Consider the following 17,835-nt stretch of genomic DNA (forward strand, 5'->3'; position numbering starts at 1 on the left):
GTTATCGGAAGGGCTAATTCACTCGACACGCAGGCGGTAGCCGACACCGGTCTCGGTGGTGATGTAGCGCGGCTGGTCGGGAATTTTTTCGATCTTCTGCCTGAGCTGGCGGACATAGACCCTGAGGTACTGCACGTCGGTCGAATCGTCCCAGATCTGCTTCAGGATGAAGTGGTGGGTCAGCACCTTGCCGGCATGCTGCACCAGGATGCGCAATATGTCGTACTCTTTCGGCGAGAGCTTCACCTCCCTGTCCTCGACCTTGACGACGCGCTTGACCAGATCGACGCTGAGGTCACCGCTCTGGAATACCGGCTTCTCACCCTGTTGCTGGAACTTGTGGCGCAGCGCCACCCGGATGCGCGCCACCAGTTCGTTCATGCCGAACGGCTTGGTGACATAGTCGTCGGCGCCGAGTTCGAGCGCGCTGACGATGCCGGCCTCGTCGGTACGGCTGGAGAGGATGACGACGGGAACGTCGACGCCCTCCTCACGCCATTTGCGCAGGAGTTCATGGCCCCCCATGCCGGGCAGGCCGAGATCGAGCAGCACCAGGTCCGGCTTCTCCTGTTCCATCAGCTCGATCGCCACCTTGGCGTTCGGCGCCTCGCTGACCGCGTAACCCTGGCTGGCGAGGCCGACCCGCAGCAGCTTGCGGATCGGCGGCTCGTCGTCGACGACCAGTATCCTGACATTCGAATTGGTCATCAAGGCTGATCCGTGCTGGGCTCGTCGCCACGGTTGCCGATATCGCGCGCTTGCGCCGGCACCGGCATCCTGATGGTGAAGGCGCCACCGGGGCGGTCGGTCCGGTTGGTGGCCGCGATCGTGCCGCCCATCGCCTCGACGAAGCCACGGCAGATCGACAGGCCAAGTCCGGTGCCGGCGCGCACCTGATCGCCCTTGCGGACCCGGTAGAAGGTGTCAAAGACGCGTTCCAGGTCCTGCGCCGGAATGCCCGGTCCTTCGTCCATGATCCGCACGATGACGGAGCCATTGTCCGCCCAGGCCTGGACGCGGATCGTCGAGCCGGGCGGCGAATATTTCGAGCCATTGTCGAGAAGGTTGAACAAGACCTGTTCGAACAGCACGGGATCGAGCCGCAGCATCGGCAGGTCGGGCGGAATATCGACCTCGATCTTGTGCGCGCTGGTGATCTTGCGGGCACGATCGAGCGCCGTGCCGACGATATCGCCGACATAATGGAGGGAGTAGTTCGGCTCTATTGCCCCGGATTCGATCTTGGTCATGTCGAGCAGGTTGGCGATGAAGCGGTTCAGCCGCTCCGATTCGTCGATCACGGTCGACAGGAGCTCCGCCCTGTCCTGCTCGGGAAGGTTGGGCGCGAATTCCTTGAGCGTGCCGGCCGCGCCCATGATGGCCGCGAGCGGCGTTTTCAGGTCATGCGAAATCGAGGTCAGCAGCGCCGAGCGCAGCCGGTCGGCTTCGGCCGCGAGCTTGGCGCGGTCGACATCGGCGACGAGCTGGATGCGTTCGATCGCCACCGCCGCCTGATCGGCCAGCGCATCGAGCAGCCGCTGCTGCTCGGGCGTCAAAAGCGGGCCCTGCTTGTCATTGTCGAGGCCGACGACGCCGATCGCGGTGCGTCCCGTGCGCAAGGGAAGATATAGGCGCTTGGCGCCAGGAAGCGTGTCGGCGCCGCGTCCGGCGGCACGGTTGTGCTCCCAGGCCCAGCGTGCGGCGGCGATGTCGGCCTCGGCCAGCGTGTCGTCGGGCGGATAGCCTGCCTTGACGGTGATCGTGCCGTCTTCCGGCAGCAGCAGCACCACGCGCAGCTTCAGCATCGAGGCGATCTGGAAGGCGGTGGCCCAGAGCACGTCGTCGAGTGTGCCGGCGCCTGCGAGCTTCTTGGAAAACAGATAGATGTCCTCGGTTGCCCGCGCCCGCGAGCGGGCGACGGCGGCCTGACGCTGCACGCGCGCCGTCAGGTTGCTGGCGATGACGGCAACGGCGACAAAGACGGCAATCGCGACGATGCTCTCGGGATCGCGGATGGTCAGCGTGTAGCGTGGCTCGAGGAAAAAATAGTTGAAGGCAAGGACACTGAGGAAACAGGCGTAAAGCGCCGGCCAGAGACCACCGGCCACCGCCGATGTCAGCACCGAGAGCAGGAAGACGATCGCCAGATTGCGAACGTCGAGGAACTGATCGAGAGCAGTGCTGACGGCCAATGATCCGGCAACGTAAGCCGTGGCGAGCAAATACGGCTTGGCCTGAAAATGCCTATCCTCGGCTGCCGCGTTCACTCTCCTGGAAGACGTTTCGGTGTCCCGCTCCGTTCCGGAGATGACATGGACACTGATGTCTCCGGCATTGCGGATCAGATCGTAGGTGAGCGACCCCTCGATCAGTTCGCGCCAGCGCGACCGGGTCGGCCTGCCGACCACGATGTGGGTGAAATTGTTGGCCGTGGCATGGCGAACGATGTCCTGGGCGACGCTCTGGCCAGGGATGGTCGTCACCTCGGCACCGAGCTGCTCGGCGAGGCGCAGCAGTGTGGCGAGCCTGTCCTTGTCGTCCTCGGACATGCCGGCGGAGCGAGGCGTGTCGACATGAAGCGCCGTCCATGGCGCACGAAGCCTGTCGGCCAGCCTGCGTGCGTAGCGAATGCGGGCTGCCCCGCCCGGACGGGCATCGACGCAGACAAGCACCCTTTCGCCTGCCGCCCACGGACCCTGGATAGCATGGGATTGCATGTGGTTGAGCAACTGCTCGTCGACGCGCTGGGCGGTACGGCGCAGCGCCAGTTCCCGCAACGCCGTCAGATTGCCGGGCGAAAAATAGTTCTCGACGGCGCGCTGCGCGGTGTTGGGGAAATAGACCTTGCCCTCCTCCAGCCGCTTGATCAGGTCGTCGGGCGTCAGATCGACGATCTCGACATCATCCGCCTGGTCGATGATCGAGTCTGGAACCGTCTCGCGCACCCTGACCCGGGTAATCTGGGCGACGACGTCGTTCAGGCTTTCGACATGTTGGATGTTCAGCGTCGTATAGACGTCTATGCCCCGTGCCAGGATTTCCTGGACATCGAGATAGCGCTTGGGGTGGCGGCTGCCGGGCGCGTTGGTGTGGGCGAGTTCGTCGACCAGGACCAGCGCCGGACGCCGGGCAAGGATGGCGTCGATATCCATCTCGTCGAGGACGCGCCCCTTGTAGTCGACCCTGCGGCGGGCAATGACTTCATACCCCTCGACCAGGGCCCGTGTTTCCTTGCGGCCATGCGTCTCGACCACGCCGATCACCACGTCGGCACCGTCGGCCACCCTGGCACGACCCGACATCAGCATCTCGTAAGTCTTGCCGACACCGGGTGCCGCACCCAGGAATATGCGCAGACGGCCGCGCCCTTCCCGCTCGGCATGCTCTAGCAGCGCGTCGGGAGATGGTCTGTTTTCGACGTAGCTTCTGTCGTCCGGCATCGGGTCTGATCATGAATGGCGCCGGGGACCGTGTCGATCCCCGGCGCCGGACATCACCTATTTCGCGGCATCCAGCGCCAGGTTGAGGGCCAGCACATTAACCGCCGGCTCGCCGAGCACGCCCAATTCCCTGTCCTCGACCTGGCTGTCGACGAGCGCCTTGACCTTGGCCTCGTCGATGCGCCTTGCCTTGGCCACGCGCGGAACCTGGAAATAAGCGGCCTCGGGACTGATCTGCGGATCAAGGCCGCTGCCGGACGTCGTCACCAGATCCATCGGCACCGGCTGGTCCGGGTTCTCAGCCTTCAGCTTTTCCGCATCGCCCTTGATGCGTTCGAGCAGCTTCGGGTTGGTCGGGCCGAGGTTGGAGCCGCTGGAGGCGCTGGCATCGTAGCCGTTGCCGGCGGCCGACGGCCGTCCGTGGAAATACGTGTCGCTGGCGAAGGCCTGGCCGATCAGTTCGGAGCCGATCACCCTGCCGTCCCTCTCGATCAGGCTGCCATTGGCCTGGCGCGGGAACAGCGCCTGGGCGATGCCGGTCATGCCGGTGGGATAGACGAGCCCCGTCAGCACGGTAAAGAAAACGATCATGATGATCGCGGGTCTGATCTGCTTGAGCATCGGAATGATCCTTATGCAAGGCCGAGGGCCGTGACGGCCATGTCGATTATCTTGATGCCGACGAACGGCACGACGATGCCGCCGAGGCCGTAGACGAGAAGGTTGCGGCTGAGCAGCGCACCCGCGCCGATCGCCCGGTACTTCACGCCGCGCAGCGACAACGGGATCAGCGCGATGATGATCAGCGCGTTGAAGATGATGGCCGACAGGATGGCGCTCTGCGGTGTCGCCAGATGCATGATGTTGAGCGCTTGAAGCGGACCTGTGGTCTGGCCGGGCGCGACGTAGAAGACGGCGAACATGGCCGGGATGATGGCGAAATACTTGGCCACGTCATTGGCGATGGAGAAGGTGGTCAGCGAGCCGCGCGTCATCAACAGCGCCTTGCCGATTTCGACGATCTCGATAAGTTTGGTCGGGTCACTGTCGAGGTCGACCATATTGCCGGCCTCGCGAGCAGCGACCGTGCCGGTGTTCATGGCGACGCCGACATCGGCCTGCGCGAGGGCTGGCGCATCATTGGTGCCGTCGCCGCACATCGCGACCAGCTTGCCCTTGGCCTGCTCGTCGCGGATCAGCTTCAGCTTGTCCTCCGGTGTCGCCTGGGCAAGGAAATCGTCGACGCCGGCTTCGGCCGCGATGGCCGCTGCCGTCATCGGGTTGTCGCCGGTGATCATGACCGTGCGGATGCCCATTTTGCGCAGCTCGGCGAAACGCTCGCGGATTCCGCCCTTGACGATGTCCTTGAGGTGCACGATGCCGAGCAGGCGCCCGTCCCGCTCGACCGCCAGCGGCGTGCCGCCGGATTTCGCAACCTCGTCGGCGATCGCCTGCAAATCCCTGATGGTGTCGCTGTTCGGGCGCGTCGCGCTGCTGGCCGATGTCGCCTGGCTGACATGGGCGAGCACGGAATCGACCGCGCCCTTGCGTACCGAGGAACCGTCGATGTCTACGCCGCTCATGCGGGTCTGCGCGGTGAAGGGCACGAAGGTAGCACGCAATGTCGCCATGTCGCGGGCACGGATGGCATACTTTTCCTTGGCCAGCACCACGATCGAGCGGCCTTCCGGCGTCTCGTCGGCGAGCGAGGCAAGCTGTGCCGCGTCGGCCAGTTCCTGCTCGCTGACGCCCTTGACCGGGCGAAATTCCGTCGCCTGGCGGTTGCCGAGCGTGATGGTGCCGGTCTTGTCGAGGAGCAGCGTGTCGACGTCGCCGGCGGCCTCGACGGCGCGACCCGACATGGCCAGCACATTGAAGCGCACCAGCCGGTCCATGCCGGCAATGCCGATGGCCGACAGCAGCGCGCCGATCGTGGTCGGGATGAGCGTCACGAACAGGGCGACGAGCACGGTCACCGAAATATAGCCGGCCGAGTAGTGGGCAAAGCTCGGGATGGTCGCTGTAGCCAGCACGAAGATCAGCGTCATGCCGACGAGCAGGATGTTGAGCGCGATCTCGTTGGGTGTCTTCTGGCGCTCGGCGCCTTCGACCAGCGAGATCATGCGGTCGAGGAACGTGTGGCCGGCGGCGGCGGTGATGCGCACGCGGATCCAGTCCGACAGCACCTGCGTGCCGCCGGTGACGGCCGAGCGGTCGCCGCCGGATTCGCGGATCACCGGTGCGGACTCGCCCGTGATCGCCGCCTCGTTGACCGAGGCGACGCCCTCCACCACCTCGCCATCGGACGGGATGATGTCGCCGGCCTCGACGAGAACGACATCGCCGACCTTCAGGCTGGTGCCGGGCACCAGCCTGAACCTGGTGCGGTCCTCGCCCGTCAAAAGCTTGGCCTGGGTTTCGGTGCGGGCCTTGCGCAGCGATTCCGCCTGCGCCTTGCCGCGCCCTTCGGCGACGGCTTCGGCGAAATTGGCGAACAGCACGGTGAACCACAGCCAGATGATGATCTGCAGCGTGAACAGCAAATCACCGCCGCCGGTGACGAGGTCCTTGACGAACAGCACCGATGTCAGCGCCGAGACGACGGCGACGACGAACATCACCGGGTTGCGGGCCAGCGTGCGCGGATCGAGTTTGCGGAAGGCGCCGCCGATGGCGGGCCACAGGATGCCGGCATCCATGATGCTGGCTGACTTTGACTGACTCATTTCGAAGCTCCGGCTTCAGTGTTGGTGTGCGGCGGCGATCGGTCGGATGCCGAGAAAAGATGAGGAAGCCCGTAGGCCAGCAGCCAAAGCGCGATCATGGCGGCGGCAAGCCCAAGAAACGTCGACATGGTCGGGAAGGGAGGCGGCAGCCCCTCCTTGCCCGGATCGGCCCGACGCCTGACATTACGGCGCTTGTTGCTGAACCAGGACATGTCTGCCTCAGAATGTCCGTCCATGGATCATCGCCAAGTGCTCGACGACAGGTCCGACGGCGAGCGCCGGGAAGAAGGTCAGGCCGCCGACGATGACGATGACGCCGACCAGCAACCCGACGAACAGCGGACCGTCGGTCGGGAAGGTGCCGGCCGAGGCGGGGACGGTCTTCTTCGCCGCCAGCGCGCCGGCGATGGCGAGCGCCGGGATGATGACCAGGAAGCGGCCCATCAGCATGCCGATGCCGAGCGTGATGTTGTACCAGGGCGTGTTGCCGCTGAGGCCGCCGAAGGCCGAACCGTTGTTGGCCGCCGCCGAGGTGTAGGCGTAGAGGATCTCGGAGAAGCCGTGCGGCCCGCCATTGGCGATCGATGCCACCGCGCTCGGCAGCACCACTGCTATCGCGGTGAAGATCAGCATCGCCAGCGGCAGGCACAGGATGGCCAGCATCGCCATTTTGACCTCCTTGGCCTCGATCTTCTTGCCGAGATATTCCGGCGTGCGGCCGACCATCAGGCCGGCGACGAAGACGGCGATCAGGATGAACATCAGCATGCCGTAGAAGCCGGCGCCGACGCCGCCGACGACGACCTCGCCGAGTTGCATGTTGATGAGCGGGATCATGCCACCGAGCGCGGTGAAGCTGTCATGCATCGCGTTGACCGCGCCGCAGGAAGCGGCCGTCGTGATGACGGCGAACAAAGCCGAGAGCACGATGCCGAAGCGGGTCTCCTTGCCTTCCATGTTGCCGCCGTCGATGCCCAGCGCATGCACCAGCGGATTGCCCGCGGCTTCCGCCCAATAGCAGACGGCGACGCCGGCGATGAATAGCACGCCCATGGAGGCGAGGATCGCCCAGCCCTGGCGCTGGTTGCCGACCATGCGGCCGAAGACGTTGGTCAATGCGGCGCCGACGACGAAGATCGACAGCATCTGGATCAGATTGGAGAAGGCGTCGGGATTTTCGAATGGATGTGCCGCGTTGGCATTGAAGAAACCGCCGCCATTGGTGCCGAGCATCTTGATGGCGACCTGCGAGGCCACCGGCCCAAGCGCGATGGTCTGCTTGGCGCCCTCAAGCGTCGTGGCGTCCACGTAAGGCCCCAGCGTCTGTGGCATGCCGAGCCAGACATAGAACAGGGTGAGCACGATGCAGAGCGGCAAGAGCACATAGAGCGTGGCGCGCGTCATATCGACCCAGAAATTGCCGATCGATCTTCCGGAAGCGCGGGCAAAGCCGCGGATCAGCGCGATTGCAATGGCGATGCCGGTGGCGGCCGAAACGAAATTCTGGACCGTCAGCCCGGCCATCTGCACGAGGTATGACATGGTGCTTTCACCACCGTAGTTCTGCCAGTTGGTGTTGGTCATGAAGCTGGCGGCGGTGTTGAAGGCGAGCGCCGGGTCGACCGCGCTCATGCCGGCCGGATTGTAGGGCAGACTGCCTTGCAGGCGTTGCAGGATATAGAGCACCATGAAGCCCGCCAGGTTGAACAGCAGGAGAGCCACCGCATAGGTGGTCCAGTGCTGCTCCTCGCGCTCGCTGGTTCCGCAAATGCGGTAAAGCCCGCGCTCGAGCGGGCCGAGGATCGGTGAAAGCGGCGTGCGATCGCCATTGAAGACGCGGTGCATGTAGAAGCCAAGCGGCTTCGCCAGCAAAACGAGGATCCCGCAAAAGACCAGGATCTGTATCCATCCGTTCAGTGTCATGGCTGTGGCTTTCCGTGCCTTCAGAAGCGTTCTGGACGAATGAGCGCGTAGGTGAGGTAGGCGAGCAGGAACAAGGTCACGCCACCGCCGAGGATGTAATCGACAAGCATGGTCCGATCCTTCAGCCTAAATTCTATCGCAAGCTTTGACGTAGACGATGGACAGGCCGAAGAACAAAGCCCCGACCCCGAGAACAATAAAGTCCATTGTGCTTTTCCTTGCTTCCATTTTCTACCGTTCGCCTGCCAAAAACAGGTCGGCAATACCGTGAGACGGCGCGCAGCACTGCGGCGGCGCCCGACGGCTTTTGCTCGACGTGAATATGGACCCGATCACCATAAAGGTTCGAGACGGGGCGGATGGGAAAGAAATAGGAATTCTATAAAGGTTTCCGGCGCGGCTCGCCGTCTAAGAGCAGCTCATCGACGCGGATTGCCGCGAAGGATATGCCGCCGCGCTTTGCGGCCTTGCTGGGACGCTACCGCGGCTCCCGCGTCAGGCTGAGATAGGTCGGATCGAACTCGGCGATTTCCTCCTGTGCCAATCCAGGATTGTCACCGTGTGATTTGCCCAGTTGACGACGCCGACTTTGCGCAAGGCCCCGATGACGCGGTTCATGTGTACGACGGAAAGACCGAGCACATCGGCCAGTTCGGCCTGTGAGAGCGGCAGATGAAAGCTCATGCCGTTGGTGCGCTGCACCACCTGCAGTCGTACGAAAAGCTCACAGAGGAGATGGGCCAGGTGTGAGGTCTTGGAGCGACGGCCCATGGCCACGATCCACTCGCGATGGATGGCGCCATCGACCAGCGTATCCAGCCACAGCAGCCGCGTCAGATGAGGCGCTTCCTCGGTGATGGCACGAAGCCGGCTGTGATCGGCGAACATGACATGGCAGGGCGACATGGCAACGATGCCGTGATCCATCGTCTTCAGGAGGAAGGCGTGGAGATCGACGAAATCGCCGGGCACCTGCAGCGAGGTGAACTGCCGGCCGCCGCTCTCGAGCACCTTATAGCGCGCCGCCAAACCGTCGAGGATGAGGGTCGAATAGGCGGGCCGCGCGCCCGATGCGACGATATCCTGACCGACCGCGAAATGCCGCTCTAAAGTCATGGCTTCAGCCAGCAGCGCCTTTTCGGCATCGGAAAGCGCGTCGTGCTGGGCGAGATTCAGATACAGGGATTCCAGCACCGCTATCTCCAGCGAAAGGGCTCAGAGCCGATCGCCAACTGTCGAAAGCAAGGGGCGGCTACCGAAGCACTAGGTCGTCGGGCGCCGGCGGGCATTAACATTTGTTAGAAGGCGCTTATTCGCCAACGAAGATCATCTCTTATGGAACAACGGCTTAGCCCGCGAATTGTCGATCAGTCTCTCTTGGCAATTTCATCAGCTCGGGATTCGGCCGCATCATGCCCAGATACTTTCTTGACCTTTACAATGGCGATGGCCTGACGGTGGATGACCATGGTCAGGTGTTCGACTCGCGCGAGCGTATGCGGCGCGAGGCAATTCTCATCCTGCCCGACATCATTCGCGACGAGATGATCGAAAACGACCGAACGGCCATTACCGTGAAGGTGCGCGACGAGAGCGGGCGCCAGGTCTTCGAAGCATCGCTCGTCATCTCATCGAGTTGGTGTGATTGACCGCGGCCTGATCTGCGGACCCTCCGCAAGTTGGAATGGAAAAGCCCGGCTCGAAGCGCCACGCCGGGCTTTCGGGCGGCCGTACGACCTGGCCACCGCGATGGCAAGTCGAACGATCAGGCGGCGTAGCCGCCATGGCCGCGTGCGACGGCCCGCGCCACGATGACAGGTTCGATCTCGGGCCAGAGAATACCGGTGGCTTCCGCGAATTCAACAAGCGCATGGCGCGCCTCGTCCCTCGTGATGCAGCCTTCCAGGGCTAGGCCGCACGCCTCGACGGCATTGTGATAAAGCGGACCACGGCGGGAGGTCGTCCAGTTGGTCAGGAAATCGTGCATTTCGGCCAGCGAGGCGATTTCGCGCTTGAAGCCCAGACCGACGGTCAGTGCGACGGGCGAATGAAACAGCTTGTCATGCATGAAGAGGGCTCCTGATTGGTCGCAGTGCTCGGAGAAATCCTGGCGGGATCTATGATGAGACGCCGGGAAACGCATCGCGAGCCAGGAGGTTCCGGAGCAAACAGGACTCTTTGCGGACCGCACGCCTGAGTGCGCCGGAAATCTTACGTCCTGATCCACCGGCCCGGCGAGAAGACGATTAAGGCTCGATATAGCTAGGCTGTCCCAGAGCGCCTGCGGAAAAGGGAAGCTGGCGGAGAGAGCGACCGCCAGATGATTGATTTTGCTGACTTTGTCGTCAAGCAGCCCCTTGCTTTTCCTAATCCCCATGCGAATATCCCTGAACATATTGCACTTTAATAACTTTGCTGGCAACCATGTTCGTTAGGAATTGCGTTAGGAAAATATGGCGCGCCACAAGCTCCGAGATACCCAGATAAAGGGCTTGCCGCCCGGTCGGCACGGCGACGGCGACGGGTTGTGGCTCTACGTCCAGCCGTCGGGCACCCGAAGTTGGGTTTTCATTTGGATACGTCAGGGCGTGCGCCGCGAGATGGGGCTCGGCTCCTATGGCAACGCTTCTGGAAAGATCAGCCTGGCCGATGCCCGATCCCGAGCCGACGAGGCGCGGGAGATTCTCAAGCACGGCGACGATCCGTCGAAAGACATGGCGCACCGTCGTCGATTAGTGAAGCTTCGCACATTTGGTGAATGCGCCGACGAGCTGCTTCTATCGAAGGAAAACACCTTCCGGAACGCAAAACACGCCGCCCAATGGAAAATGACGCTGACGGATTATGCTCACCCGCTGCGCAAGATCCCGGTCGCCGACGTCACGACCGATGACGTGGTGCGGGTGCTTCGGCCGCTCTGGGCAGAGAAGCAGGAAACCGCGTCCCGTTTACGTGGGCGAATAGAGAAAGTGCTCGACTACGCCAAAGCAGTCGGGCTTCGATCGGGTGACAATCCCGCGCGATGGAAGGGTCACCTCGATCATATCCTGCCCGCCCGCCAGAAGCTCACCAGGGGCCACCACGCGGCGATGGCCTACGCCGACGTTCCCGCCTTCATGACGCTTCTGGCGGACGTTGACGGCTTCGGTGCCAGGGCGCTCGAGCTCTGCATTCTGACCGCGACACGGTCGGGCGAAGTGCTCAACGCGCAATGGCCTGAATTCGACTTAGGGAAGGCACTTTGGACGATTCCGGCCGAGCGGATGAAAGCCAGCGTCGAACACGTCGTGCCACTCTCAGCGCGCGCTTTGACCGTGCTGGAGGGCCTGAAGGCGAAGCGGCTGTCCGATTATGTGTTCCCAGGCGCTGCGCCGAAAAAGCCTCTATCTAACATGGCGATGACTGCCGTCATGCGGCGGATGGAAAAGGGCCAGTTCACAGTTCACGGCTTCCGGTCGAGCTTCCGAGATTGGGCGGGCGACGCGACGAATTTCCCCCGCGATGTCGCCGAGATGGCGCTCGCGCATAAGGTCGGCGACGATGTCGAGCAGGCATACCGCCGCGGCTCGGCGCTGGCGAAGCGCAAGAAGCTGATGGATGCATGGTCGGCCTATGTGTCGACCGTGAAGGGCGGCGAGAACGTGACGCCTATGCGGAGGCGGCAGTCATGAGTGGCCGCGATCAGTTTCCTTCGCTCGTGCAGGCATTTGGCCCAGGGCAGGTGCCGGGTGAGTTCAGGCAAGCGCTCTACTCTGCCGAGCTTGAAGTGGATCTGGCCGCGGGCGTCGATATTTCGAGTGCCCGGGATACCTCCGACCTGGCGCCGTCGCGCGGAATCGATCTCGTTTCGAAGCAACTGATCGCGGAATTGCACAATCAAAAGGCCAATCAAACTTCTGTCGGCCGAGCGTCCGTTAACTGGCACGCCTTCGCGCTGTTGATGTCATGCGTGGGCGAAGGGAAGGCGCCGCCGGCATCTTTGATGCGGCTCATTTTCGAGTGTCTCGATGGTGTCGACGGCAAGCCTCCTCCTGACGTGTGTGAGAAATTCGGCTGGCCGAGCGTCGACGATTGGGACTGTTGGGATGCCGTCATTCAAGCCGATGCAAAGGCGATGGCGGCAACCGGCTCGGAAGCGACAGAACGCTCGCTCGCCAATCTGACAGGTGTTTCCAGGAAGACCGTCAACAGATGGCGGCAGGCTGAGAGTTACAAAAGCCGGCGCTCTTTTGCGGTCTACCTTCTGAGTCCGCAAAAAAAGAGCGGTGAGGTATGCGCTCAAATTATCTTTCGCGCGCATTTTGACGGGGCGGATTTTCTGCTTTCTATAACTAGCCACAACGTCAACAGCGGCGACGGTGGCGACAGCAAAAGCCACCTGACCGCAACAGCGGAAGGTGGCATAAAATGGACGGCGAAACCGCCCTCATTAGCATCAAGGAAGCCGCGAGACTTACCTCTCTCAGCCGCACTAGCATCAACGAAAAACGGGCTGTCGGGAAATTCCCTCAACCCGTGCCGCTCGGCGACAAGCGCATTGCCTTCGTCAAATCCGAGGTGGAAGACTGGATCCGCTCCCGCATCGCGGCCCGTCGGTCGGAGGCGGCATAAATGGAACAGTCCGATCTCCAACCCGACGAGGCCGTGCGGGCCGCGGCGGAATTCCTTGCCAGTCCGCGCGAACGCTCGGGCCAGGCCTGTGTTCCAGAGTTGCGGACGCGCTACGGGCTCACGACGCCAGAGGCAATCGAGGCGATCCGGCTTGCCAACGCCCTTCGACTGGCGAGGGCACACTGATGGCCGAGATCACTCCCGACCTCATCGATAAGTGCCGGCGGTTCCTGTCCTATGCCGCTGATAAGCGCGCGCCCGACCTGGTGATCGCCGAGCGCTTCCAACTCGATCGCCCCACCGCTTGTCTGATCGTCGAGGCGATCGAGAAAGCGGCGGTGTCATGACCGATCTCGCCTGGATGAAAGTCTACATCGGCACTGAGACAGCCCAGACAGGCCACCTCACCGCCGAGGAGTTTGGTGCCTACGAACGCCTGCGCCGGCATTGGTGGCAGCATGGATCGCTACCGGACGACGAGCCTCGTCTGATGCGCATCAGCGGGATCGATCCGGGCAGATGGCAAGACGTCGCCAATGCTATCGGCCCGCTCATGTCGGAGAGCATTCGGCGCCTCGATCAAGAGCGTTCGGACGCTACCGTCAAGCGCGAAAAGAAGGTCGCGGCGGGGCATAGAGGCGCCGAAGCCCGATGGCGTATCGATGGCAAAAGCAATGCGTCTGCCAATGGCACCAGCATGGCAGAACCATTGGATACAATGGCAGAACCAATCCGTTTGCCAATGGCCATCAGCATCAGCATCAGACAGTTCTGCTCTGGATGAAAAGGAAGAAAGGTTAGAGCCTGCGCGCGTGAGAGAGCCGAACATCATGTTGATGTCGATGGCTGAAGCACAAGCGCATATCGAGGAGCAGGAGAGGGCAAAGAACGCCTACGCCTTGGCCAAGGGTGGCTGAGCGTGACCGTCCCCGCTCGCCTCGTCCCGATCGCCAAGGCCATCGCTTGCCTACAGGCCAATCCTGATCCTGACTGCCGGGCAGTCGGCGACGAGATGGCCAGGCTCTACGCATCGAACGCCAGCCGCTTCGGCGCGCGCAACGGCAAGTCACTGGCCTATTCGACCTCGCTGACTGAACGCAACCGACTGCTGCGCGCCCTGTGGCGCAAACATGATCGGTGGCGCGACCTGCCGACCGGCGCCGCCGCCAGGGCCATGCTCACCGCCTTCAGCCGCTACGAGGCCGGCCGGTGGCTGATCGACTCCCGCGCGCTGTCGGCGCCGCCGCAGGAGCCGGAGGCCACGTTCTGGCGGATCCTGATGGCCGAAGAGACCTTGCCCGGCTCGATCAAGCAGATGCGCCGCGTCCTCGAAGGCGATGGCTGAAAAAAGAGGGACATGGATGTTTTGAATGTCCCGCCGCCTCCCTCATCTTCGCTGACAGAAACCGAAACAGGAGTGCAAGGCCATGGCCGAAACCGAACGGCGCCGCGAATTCACAGCATCGCTCGACACGATCGACGCCAAGCTCGACACGCTTGAGGCGCTGGAAACCGCCAAGCCCAAGACCTTCGATGATGGCGTCGCCGCCGGTCAGAGCGCCGCACAGGCCGTGGTCGAAGTCTGCACCATCGCCAATGCGCCGGTCATGACGATGGTCAATCTGGTCAACAAGCAGGCCACGGTCACCGAAGCCGTCGCCGCTGTCCGTCATCTGGCGAACTGACAATGCATAAGCTCGACCCAAGCCGCCTGAATGTTCTCGACCGCATCAAGGGCCGTCATCTCGGCGCTGCGCGCGACGGGACCGAATCCCAGAACGAAGCCAACAGGGCGCGTAATGCCGCACAGGCTGAGCTCACACGCCTGCAGGAGCAGGCACGCATGCGCCCGGGCCTTGACCTCACCCCTCAGATCAGGGCCGCGGAAGCCGAACTTGAGGCCGCGGAGAAGAGACTGGCCGACGCAAGAGTCACAAACGAGATCGCACATGAACGCTACAACGCCGCCGGCAATCTCGTCAGCAACGTGCGCCGCTGGGCTGAAGGCAAGGGGTTGATCCGCTGATGTCGATCGCACAGAAAATCAAGACAGCCCTGAGCGCCAGCCGCAAGGCCACGAACGAACTGGCCGACGGCCTAACCTCGGTGCGCGATCGTATCGCCAAGCTGGGCCAGGAACGCCAGGCCATCGAGGGCGCCGACTGCTCGCTCGATCAGGCACTGGAGCGACTGGCGGGGTTCATGAACTACATGCGCCAACCGCTCAACGACTACTATGTCGGCCAGTTCCTGCAGCCGAGCGGGCGTCCAGATGTAGGGATGAACACCGATCAGGCCGCTCGCCTTGCCCTGGCACTGGGCGCCGATGCCTGGGCCAAGGCGATGGAAGGAAAGATCAGGCAGGCTCTGGCCGACCGCCCCGGCTACACCGACGCCGAGCGCGCGGCCAAGCTCGACGCCATCGACGCCGAACTGCTCGACCTCGAACTGGTCGAGGAGTCCCTCATTCGCAATGCCGAGCAAGCAGGGTTCGAAGTCCTGCGCCGGCATGACGCCAACCCCGCGGCTGTGCTCGCACATGATAGCGCGCTGCCCACATGATCCACAGCATGGATGTTCCTTTGACGCTATTGGACCGGACGGCTGACGCTGCCCGGTCTCAACCGTTCATGAATGGCGCGGTTGCGGGTCAACTCCTTCACGCAACGTGCGTCGCAGGCGGGTCGGCATTCCGGGCTGGCCTGCCTGCATCGATCGATGGTGCGCCGCACCCACCGCGCCGCACCTATCGCACCGCACCATGGGTCCTCCCCGGCCGCCAAACTGTATGCGGGGCGGCTGAGCGCATGCCTCTCCTAGAGACAGAAATTTTCATCGTGCTCCACCACAGGAGGCCCCTCACGTGGCAATGACCCGGCAACTGTTTTCCATTTCAGGGCTTGCGGTCGAGCTCGATCGAGATCGGCGCACCATTGCCAAGGCGCTGGAGCGGGTGCCGGCCGAAGGCACTGTCTCGGGCGGACATCAGGCCTGGTACCTGTCGACGGCTATGCGAGCAATGAAGGGCGGCCGCGGCGACGCTTCCGCGTTGGACCATTATCTCGACCGGCTGATCGACTGGGAAGAGCTTACCGCACGCGAGCCTGTCGACCTCCCGATAGACGAGGCCTGCAAGGTGTTCGGCATCACGCGCGACACGATGGTCACATGGCTCCGCTGTGGAATGCCCTATGCCGTGGCTGGTGACTTCACGACCGGCGAGGGTTTCGTGCTGCGGTCTAAATGGCTGCTCGACTGGCAGATCGCGCTCACCTGCATCGCCTCGGCCGTAGGGTGGCCACCTGCCGCCAAAATCCTGAAGATCCCGGAGGTTTGATCCATGCAGATCGTCCCCATCCTGACGCCGGCGCTGGTCGAGGCCCTGAGTCTGATCGATCCCAAAATCCGGATGATGGTGCGCATCGGCCGTATCGGCCGCGCCAGGGTGCTTGCGCGCCAGTCCCTGGCCGGCGTGCCTATCGAAGCAATCAACGAAACCGAACGGCGCCTTGTCGCCATTAATCACAGGGGAAACCCATGAACGAACTTCTGATCTACGGCACGGTCGGCCTCGGCGTCGCCGATGGCGTCGACGGCATCTCTGCCAGGGACGTCAACACCTTCCTGTCGGAACGGCGTGGCCTCGATATCGCGGTGCGCATCAACTCCGGTGGCGGCTGGTGCGAGGAAGGCGTCGCCATCGCCAATATGCTCATGACCCATTCCGGCCACGTCTCGGTGATCGTCGAGGGCGTCGCGGCTTCGGCCGCTTCTGTCATCGCCATGGCCGGCAACGAAGTCGTCATGCGGGAGGGCAGTTACATGATGGTGCACGACTGCGCATGCATCACGATCGGCAACGCCGCCGACCACGCCAAGACGCTCGAGCAGATGGAAGTCATCAACCGATCGATGGCCGATATCTACGTGCGGCGCACGGGCCGGAAGCTCGCCGAGATCCGCAAGGAAATGGCGGCTGAAACCTGGATGACCGCGGCCGAGGCCGTGCAGAAGAAATTCGCAACCCGCGTTTCAGCCGAGCGCTCGACCAGCCCGACGGCATTCGATTACAAGCTCTATGGCCACGCGCCGACCCAGATGGCCGCGACCGCGCGCCGCTCGACCGGCTTCGAGGAAGCCAGGACACGTTATGCCGCGGCGAAAAAGGCAGCGACCGACGAAGCAGTGACGGCTTTCCTTCGCCAGTTCTGTCTTGGCCGCGAGAAGGAACCGGACGTTGCGTCGCTCATGGGCACACTGAAAACCGAATCGCCCGCCGCCTATGCGACGGCGTTGAAGCTCGGCCCTGTCACCAAGCCAAAAGGCCAGATGCCGAACGCCTCCGAAATCTACCATCGCCGCAACAACAACGACGACATTTGGAAGAGCGCGACCGAGAAAGCTAACAAGCGCTGGGGGCTGTAAAAATGGCCGAACGCAACGCGATTTCCGTTTTGATCCGCCTGCTCGGCGGCAAGGAAATGACGGCGGAGCTGAAGAACCTTGGCTCGTCCGGCGAAGCCGCAATCAACAAGATCGAGACTGCAGCCAAAGGCATTACGCTTGGCGGTCTTGGGCACGATCTCAGCCTGTTCATCGGTGACATCAAAACCGTGGCTGAACGCACCGTGGTCACTCTGGGCCTGCTCAAGGTGGCCGCCGATGCAGTCGGCACCGGTCTCTTCTTCCTGGCAAAAAGCGGAGCAGAGGCGGCCGAGGGTGCCCAAAAATCGGCACAGGCAACCGGGCTTCAGGTCGACGCCTATCAGAAACTCGTGTTTGCGGCCGGCGAGGCGAACGTCAGCCAGGAACAGTTCGACACGTCGATGAGCAGCTTTCAAAAGCAGATCGTCAAGACGGCTGACGAGACCGTGAAGGGCGCCGGCAAGATCGGCAGCTCCCTGAAGAAAACGGGTGCCGATATCACCCAAGGCGCCGGCTACACTGTCCAGGCGTTCAAGGACATTGGCGTCGAGGTAACGCGCTTCGGTGCCAATGCATCGAAGGTGAAAACGGGCACCACCAAGGCGAAGACCGGCTTCGATGATCTCGGTATCAAGGTCAAGGACACAACCGGCAAGCTGAAAACCAACGAACAGCTTTTGCTGGAGGTCGCCAATGCCTTCCAAAAGATG

At 62.8% G+C, this 17,835-nt stretch carries 22 protein-coding genes and 1 pseudogene; 13 read left to right on the forward strand and 10 right to left on the reverse strand.

Features of this window, described 5'->3' with window-relative positions:
• Positions 1-18: 18 nt before the first annotated feature.
• The 8 genes and pseudogenes from ACVWWD_RS02940 to ACVWWD_RS02975 form a co-directional block, all read right to left on the reverse strand.
• Positions 19-708 (reverse strand): response regulator transcription factor, encoded by a 690-nt coding sequence (locus ACVWWD_RS02940; RefSeq protein WP_023770567.1) that lies wholly within the window; start codon positions 706-708, stop codon positions 19-21.
• A complete protein-coding gene (locus tag ACVWWD_RS02945; RefSeq protein WP_457102897.1) occupies positions 708-3,440 on the reverse strand; it encodes a DUF4118 domain-containing protein in 2,733 nt (910 codons plus the stop codon). The genes ACVWWD_RS02940 and ACVWWD_RS02945 overlap by 1 nt, the downstream gene beginning before the upstream one ends.
• Before the next feature lie 57 nt (positions 3,441-3,497).
• A complete protein-coding gene (kdpC, locus tag ACVWWD_RS02950) occupies positions 3,498-4,061 on the reverse strand; it encodes a potassium-transporting ATPase subunit KdpC (RefSeq protein WP_352546725.1) in 564 nt (187 codons plus the stop codon).
• Positions 4,062-4,072: 11 nt separating this feature from the next.
• Positions 4,073-6,166, reverse strand: a complete 2,094-nt coding sequence (gene kdpB / locus ACVWWD_RS02955) for a potassium-transporting ATPase subunit KdpB (protein ID WP_352546724.1) — start codon at positions 6,164-6,166, stop codon at positions 4,073-4,075.
• Positions 6,163-6,402, reverse strand: coding sequence for a hypothetical protein (locus tag ACVWWD_RS02960; protein WP_352546723.1), 240 nt, complete (start codon positions 6,400-6,402; stop codon positions 6,163-6,165). The genes kdpB and ACVWWD_RS02960 overlap by 4 nt, the downstream gene beginning before the upstream one ends.
• Positions 6,386-8,089, reverse strand: coding sequence for a potassium-transporting ATPase subunit KdpA (kdpA, locus tag ACVWWD_RS02965; protein WP_352546722.1), 1,704 nt, complete (start codon positions 8,087-8,089; stop codon positions 6,386-6,388). Before kdpA ends, ACVWWD_RS02960 begins: the two co-directional genes overlap by 17 nt.
• Positions 8,090-8,109: 20 nt before the next feature.
• Positions 8,110-8,199: a K(+)-transporting ATPase subunit F gene (gene kdpF, locus ACVWWD_RS02970; protein WP_015315765.1), complete on the reverse strand. Its 90-nt coding sequence runs from the start codon at positions 8,197-8,199 to the stop codon at positions 8,110-8,112.
• 368 nt (positions 8,200-8,567) lie between these two features.
• A pseudogene (locus ACVWWD_RS02975) lies at positions 8,568-9,283 on the reverse strand (Crp/Fnr family transcriptional regulator).
• 218 nt (positions 9,284-9,501) lie between these two features.
• Between ACVWWD_RS02975 and ACVWWD_RS02980 the strand changes: the two are divergent.
• Positions 9,502-9,738, forward strand: coding sequence for a DUF6894 family protein (locus tag ACVWWD_RS02980; protein ID WP_457102898.1), 237 nt, complete (start codon positions 9,502-9,504; stop codon positions 9,736-9,738).
• A gap of 116 nt (positions 9,739-9,854) precedes the next feature.
• Here ACVWWD_RS02980 and ACVWWD_RS02985 read toward each other — a convergent pair whose 3' ends face one another.
• On the reverse strand, positions 9,855-10,157 hold the full coding sequence (locus ACVWWD_RS02985; protein WP_023770576.1) for a DUF982 domain-containing protein: 303 nt from the start codon (positions 10,155-10,157) through the stop codon (positions 9,855-9,857).
• 385 nt (positions 10,158-10,542) lie between these two features.
• On the opposite strand from ACVWWD_RS02985, the gene ACVWWD_RS02990 reads away from it, so the two are divergent.
• The 12 genes from ACVWWD_RS02990 (at position 10,543) to ACVWWD_RS03045 (ending at position 17,125) form a co-directional block, all read left to right on the forward strand.
• A complete protein-coding gene (locus ACVWWD_RS02990; protein ID WP_352546720.1) occupies positions 10,543-11,760 on the forward strand; it encodes a tyrosine-type recombinase/integrase in 1,218 nt (405 codons plus the stop codon).
• Positions 11,761-12,496: 736 nt separating this feature from the next.
• Entirely contained in the window at positions 12,497-12,700 is a 204-nt protein-coding gene (locus tag ACVWWD_RS02995) for a helix-turn-helix transcriptional regulator (protein ID WP_352546718.1), read from the forward strand.
• A complete protein-coding gene (locus tag ACVWWD_RS03000) occupies positions 12,701-12,886 on the forward strand; it encodes a hypothetical protein (RefSeq protein WP_352546717.1) in 186 nt (61 codons plus the stop codon).
• Complete coding sequence (locus tag ACVWWD_RS03005) at positions 12,886-13,047, forward strand: hypothetical protein (RefSeq protein WP_352546716.1); 162 nt, start codon at positions 12,886-12,888, stop codon at positions 13,045-13,047. The genes ACVWWD_RS03000 and ACVWWD_RS03005 overlap by 1 nt, the downstream gene beginning before the upstream one ends.
• Positions 13,044-13,484 carry a DUF1376 domain-containing protein gene (locus ACVWWD_RS03010; RefSeq protein WP_457102899.1) on the forward strand — a complete coding sequence of 147 codons (441 nt, stop codon included), beginning with the start codon at positions 13,044-13,046 and terminating at the stop codon, positions 13,482-13,484. Before ACVWWD_RS03005 ends, ACVWWD_RS03010 begins: the two co-directional genes overlap by 4 nt.
• 228 nt (positions 13,485-13,712) lie before the next feature.
• A complete protein-coding gene (locus ACVWWD_RS03015; protein ID WP_352546714.1) occupies positions 13,713-14,045 on the forward strand; it encodes a hypothetical protein in 333 nt (110 codons plus the stop codon).
• Positions 14,046-14,127: 82 nt separating this feature from the next.
• Complete coding sequence (locus ACVWWD_RS03020) at positions 14,128-14,385, forward strand: hypothetical protein (RefSeq protein ID WP_352546713.1); 258 nt, start codon at positions 14,128-14,130, stop codon at positions 14,383-14,385.
• 2 nt (positions 14,386-14,387) lie between these two features.
• Positions 14,388-14,726 (forward strand): hypothetical protein, encoded by a 339-nt coding sequence (locus tag ACVWWD_RS03025; protein ID WP_457102900.1) that lies wholly within the window; start codon positions 14,388-14,390, stop codon positions 14,724-14,726.
• A complete protein-coding gene (locus ACVWWD_RS03030) occupies positions 14,726-15,262 on the forward strand; it encodes a hypothetical protein (protein WP_352546711.1) in 537 nt (178 codons plus the stop codon). Before ACVWWD_RS03025 ends, ACVWWD_RS03030 begins: the two co-directional genes overlap by 1 nt.
• Positions 15,263-15,563: 301 nt before the next feature.
• Positions 15,564-16,037, forward strand: a complete 474-nt coding sequence (locus tag ACVWWD_RS03035; protein WP_352546710.1) for a hypothetical protein — start codon at positions 15,564-15,566, stop codon at positions 16,035-16,037.
• Positions 16,038-16,040: 3 nt separating this feature from the next.
• On the forward strand, positions 16,041-16,241 hold the full coding sequence (locus ACVWWD_RS03040; RefSeq protein ID WP_352546709.1) for a hypothetical protein: 201 nt from the start codon (positions 16,041-16,043) through the stop codon (positions 16,239-16,241).
• Complete coding sequence (locus tag ACVWWD_RS03045) at positions 16,238-17,125, forward strand: head maturation protease, ClpP-related (RefSeq protein ID WP_352546708.1); 888 nt, start codon at positions 16,238-16,240, stop codon at positions 17,123-17,125. The genes ACVWWD_RS03040 and ACVWWD_RS03045 overlap by 4 nt, the downstream gene beginning before the upstream one ends.
• On the opposite strand, the gene ACVWWD_RS03050 is transcribed toward ACVWWD_RS03045, so the two are convergent.
• Entirely contained in the window at positions 17,050-17,829 is a 780-nt protein-coding gene (locus ACVWWD_RS03050) for a hypothetical protein (protein WP_457102901.1), read from the reverse strand. The two genes, ACVWWD_RS03045 and ACVWWD_RS03050, sit on opposite strands and share 76 nt — an antisense overlap.
• Positions 17,830-17,835: the final 6 nt, after the last annotated feature.

Source organism: Mesorhizobium sp. URHB0026 (genome assembly GCF_054059755.1).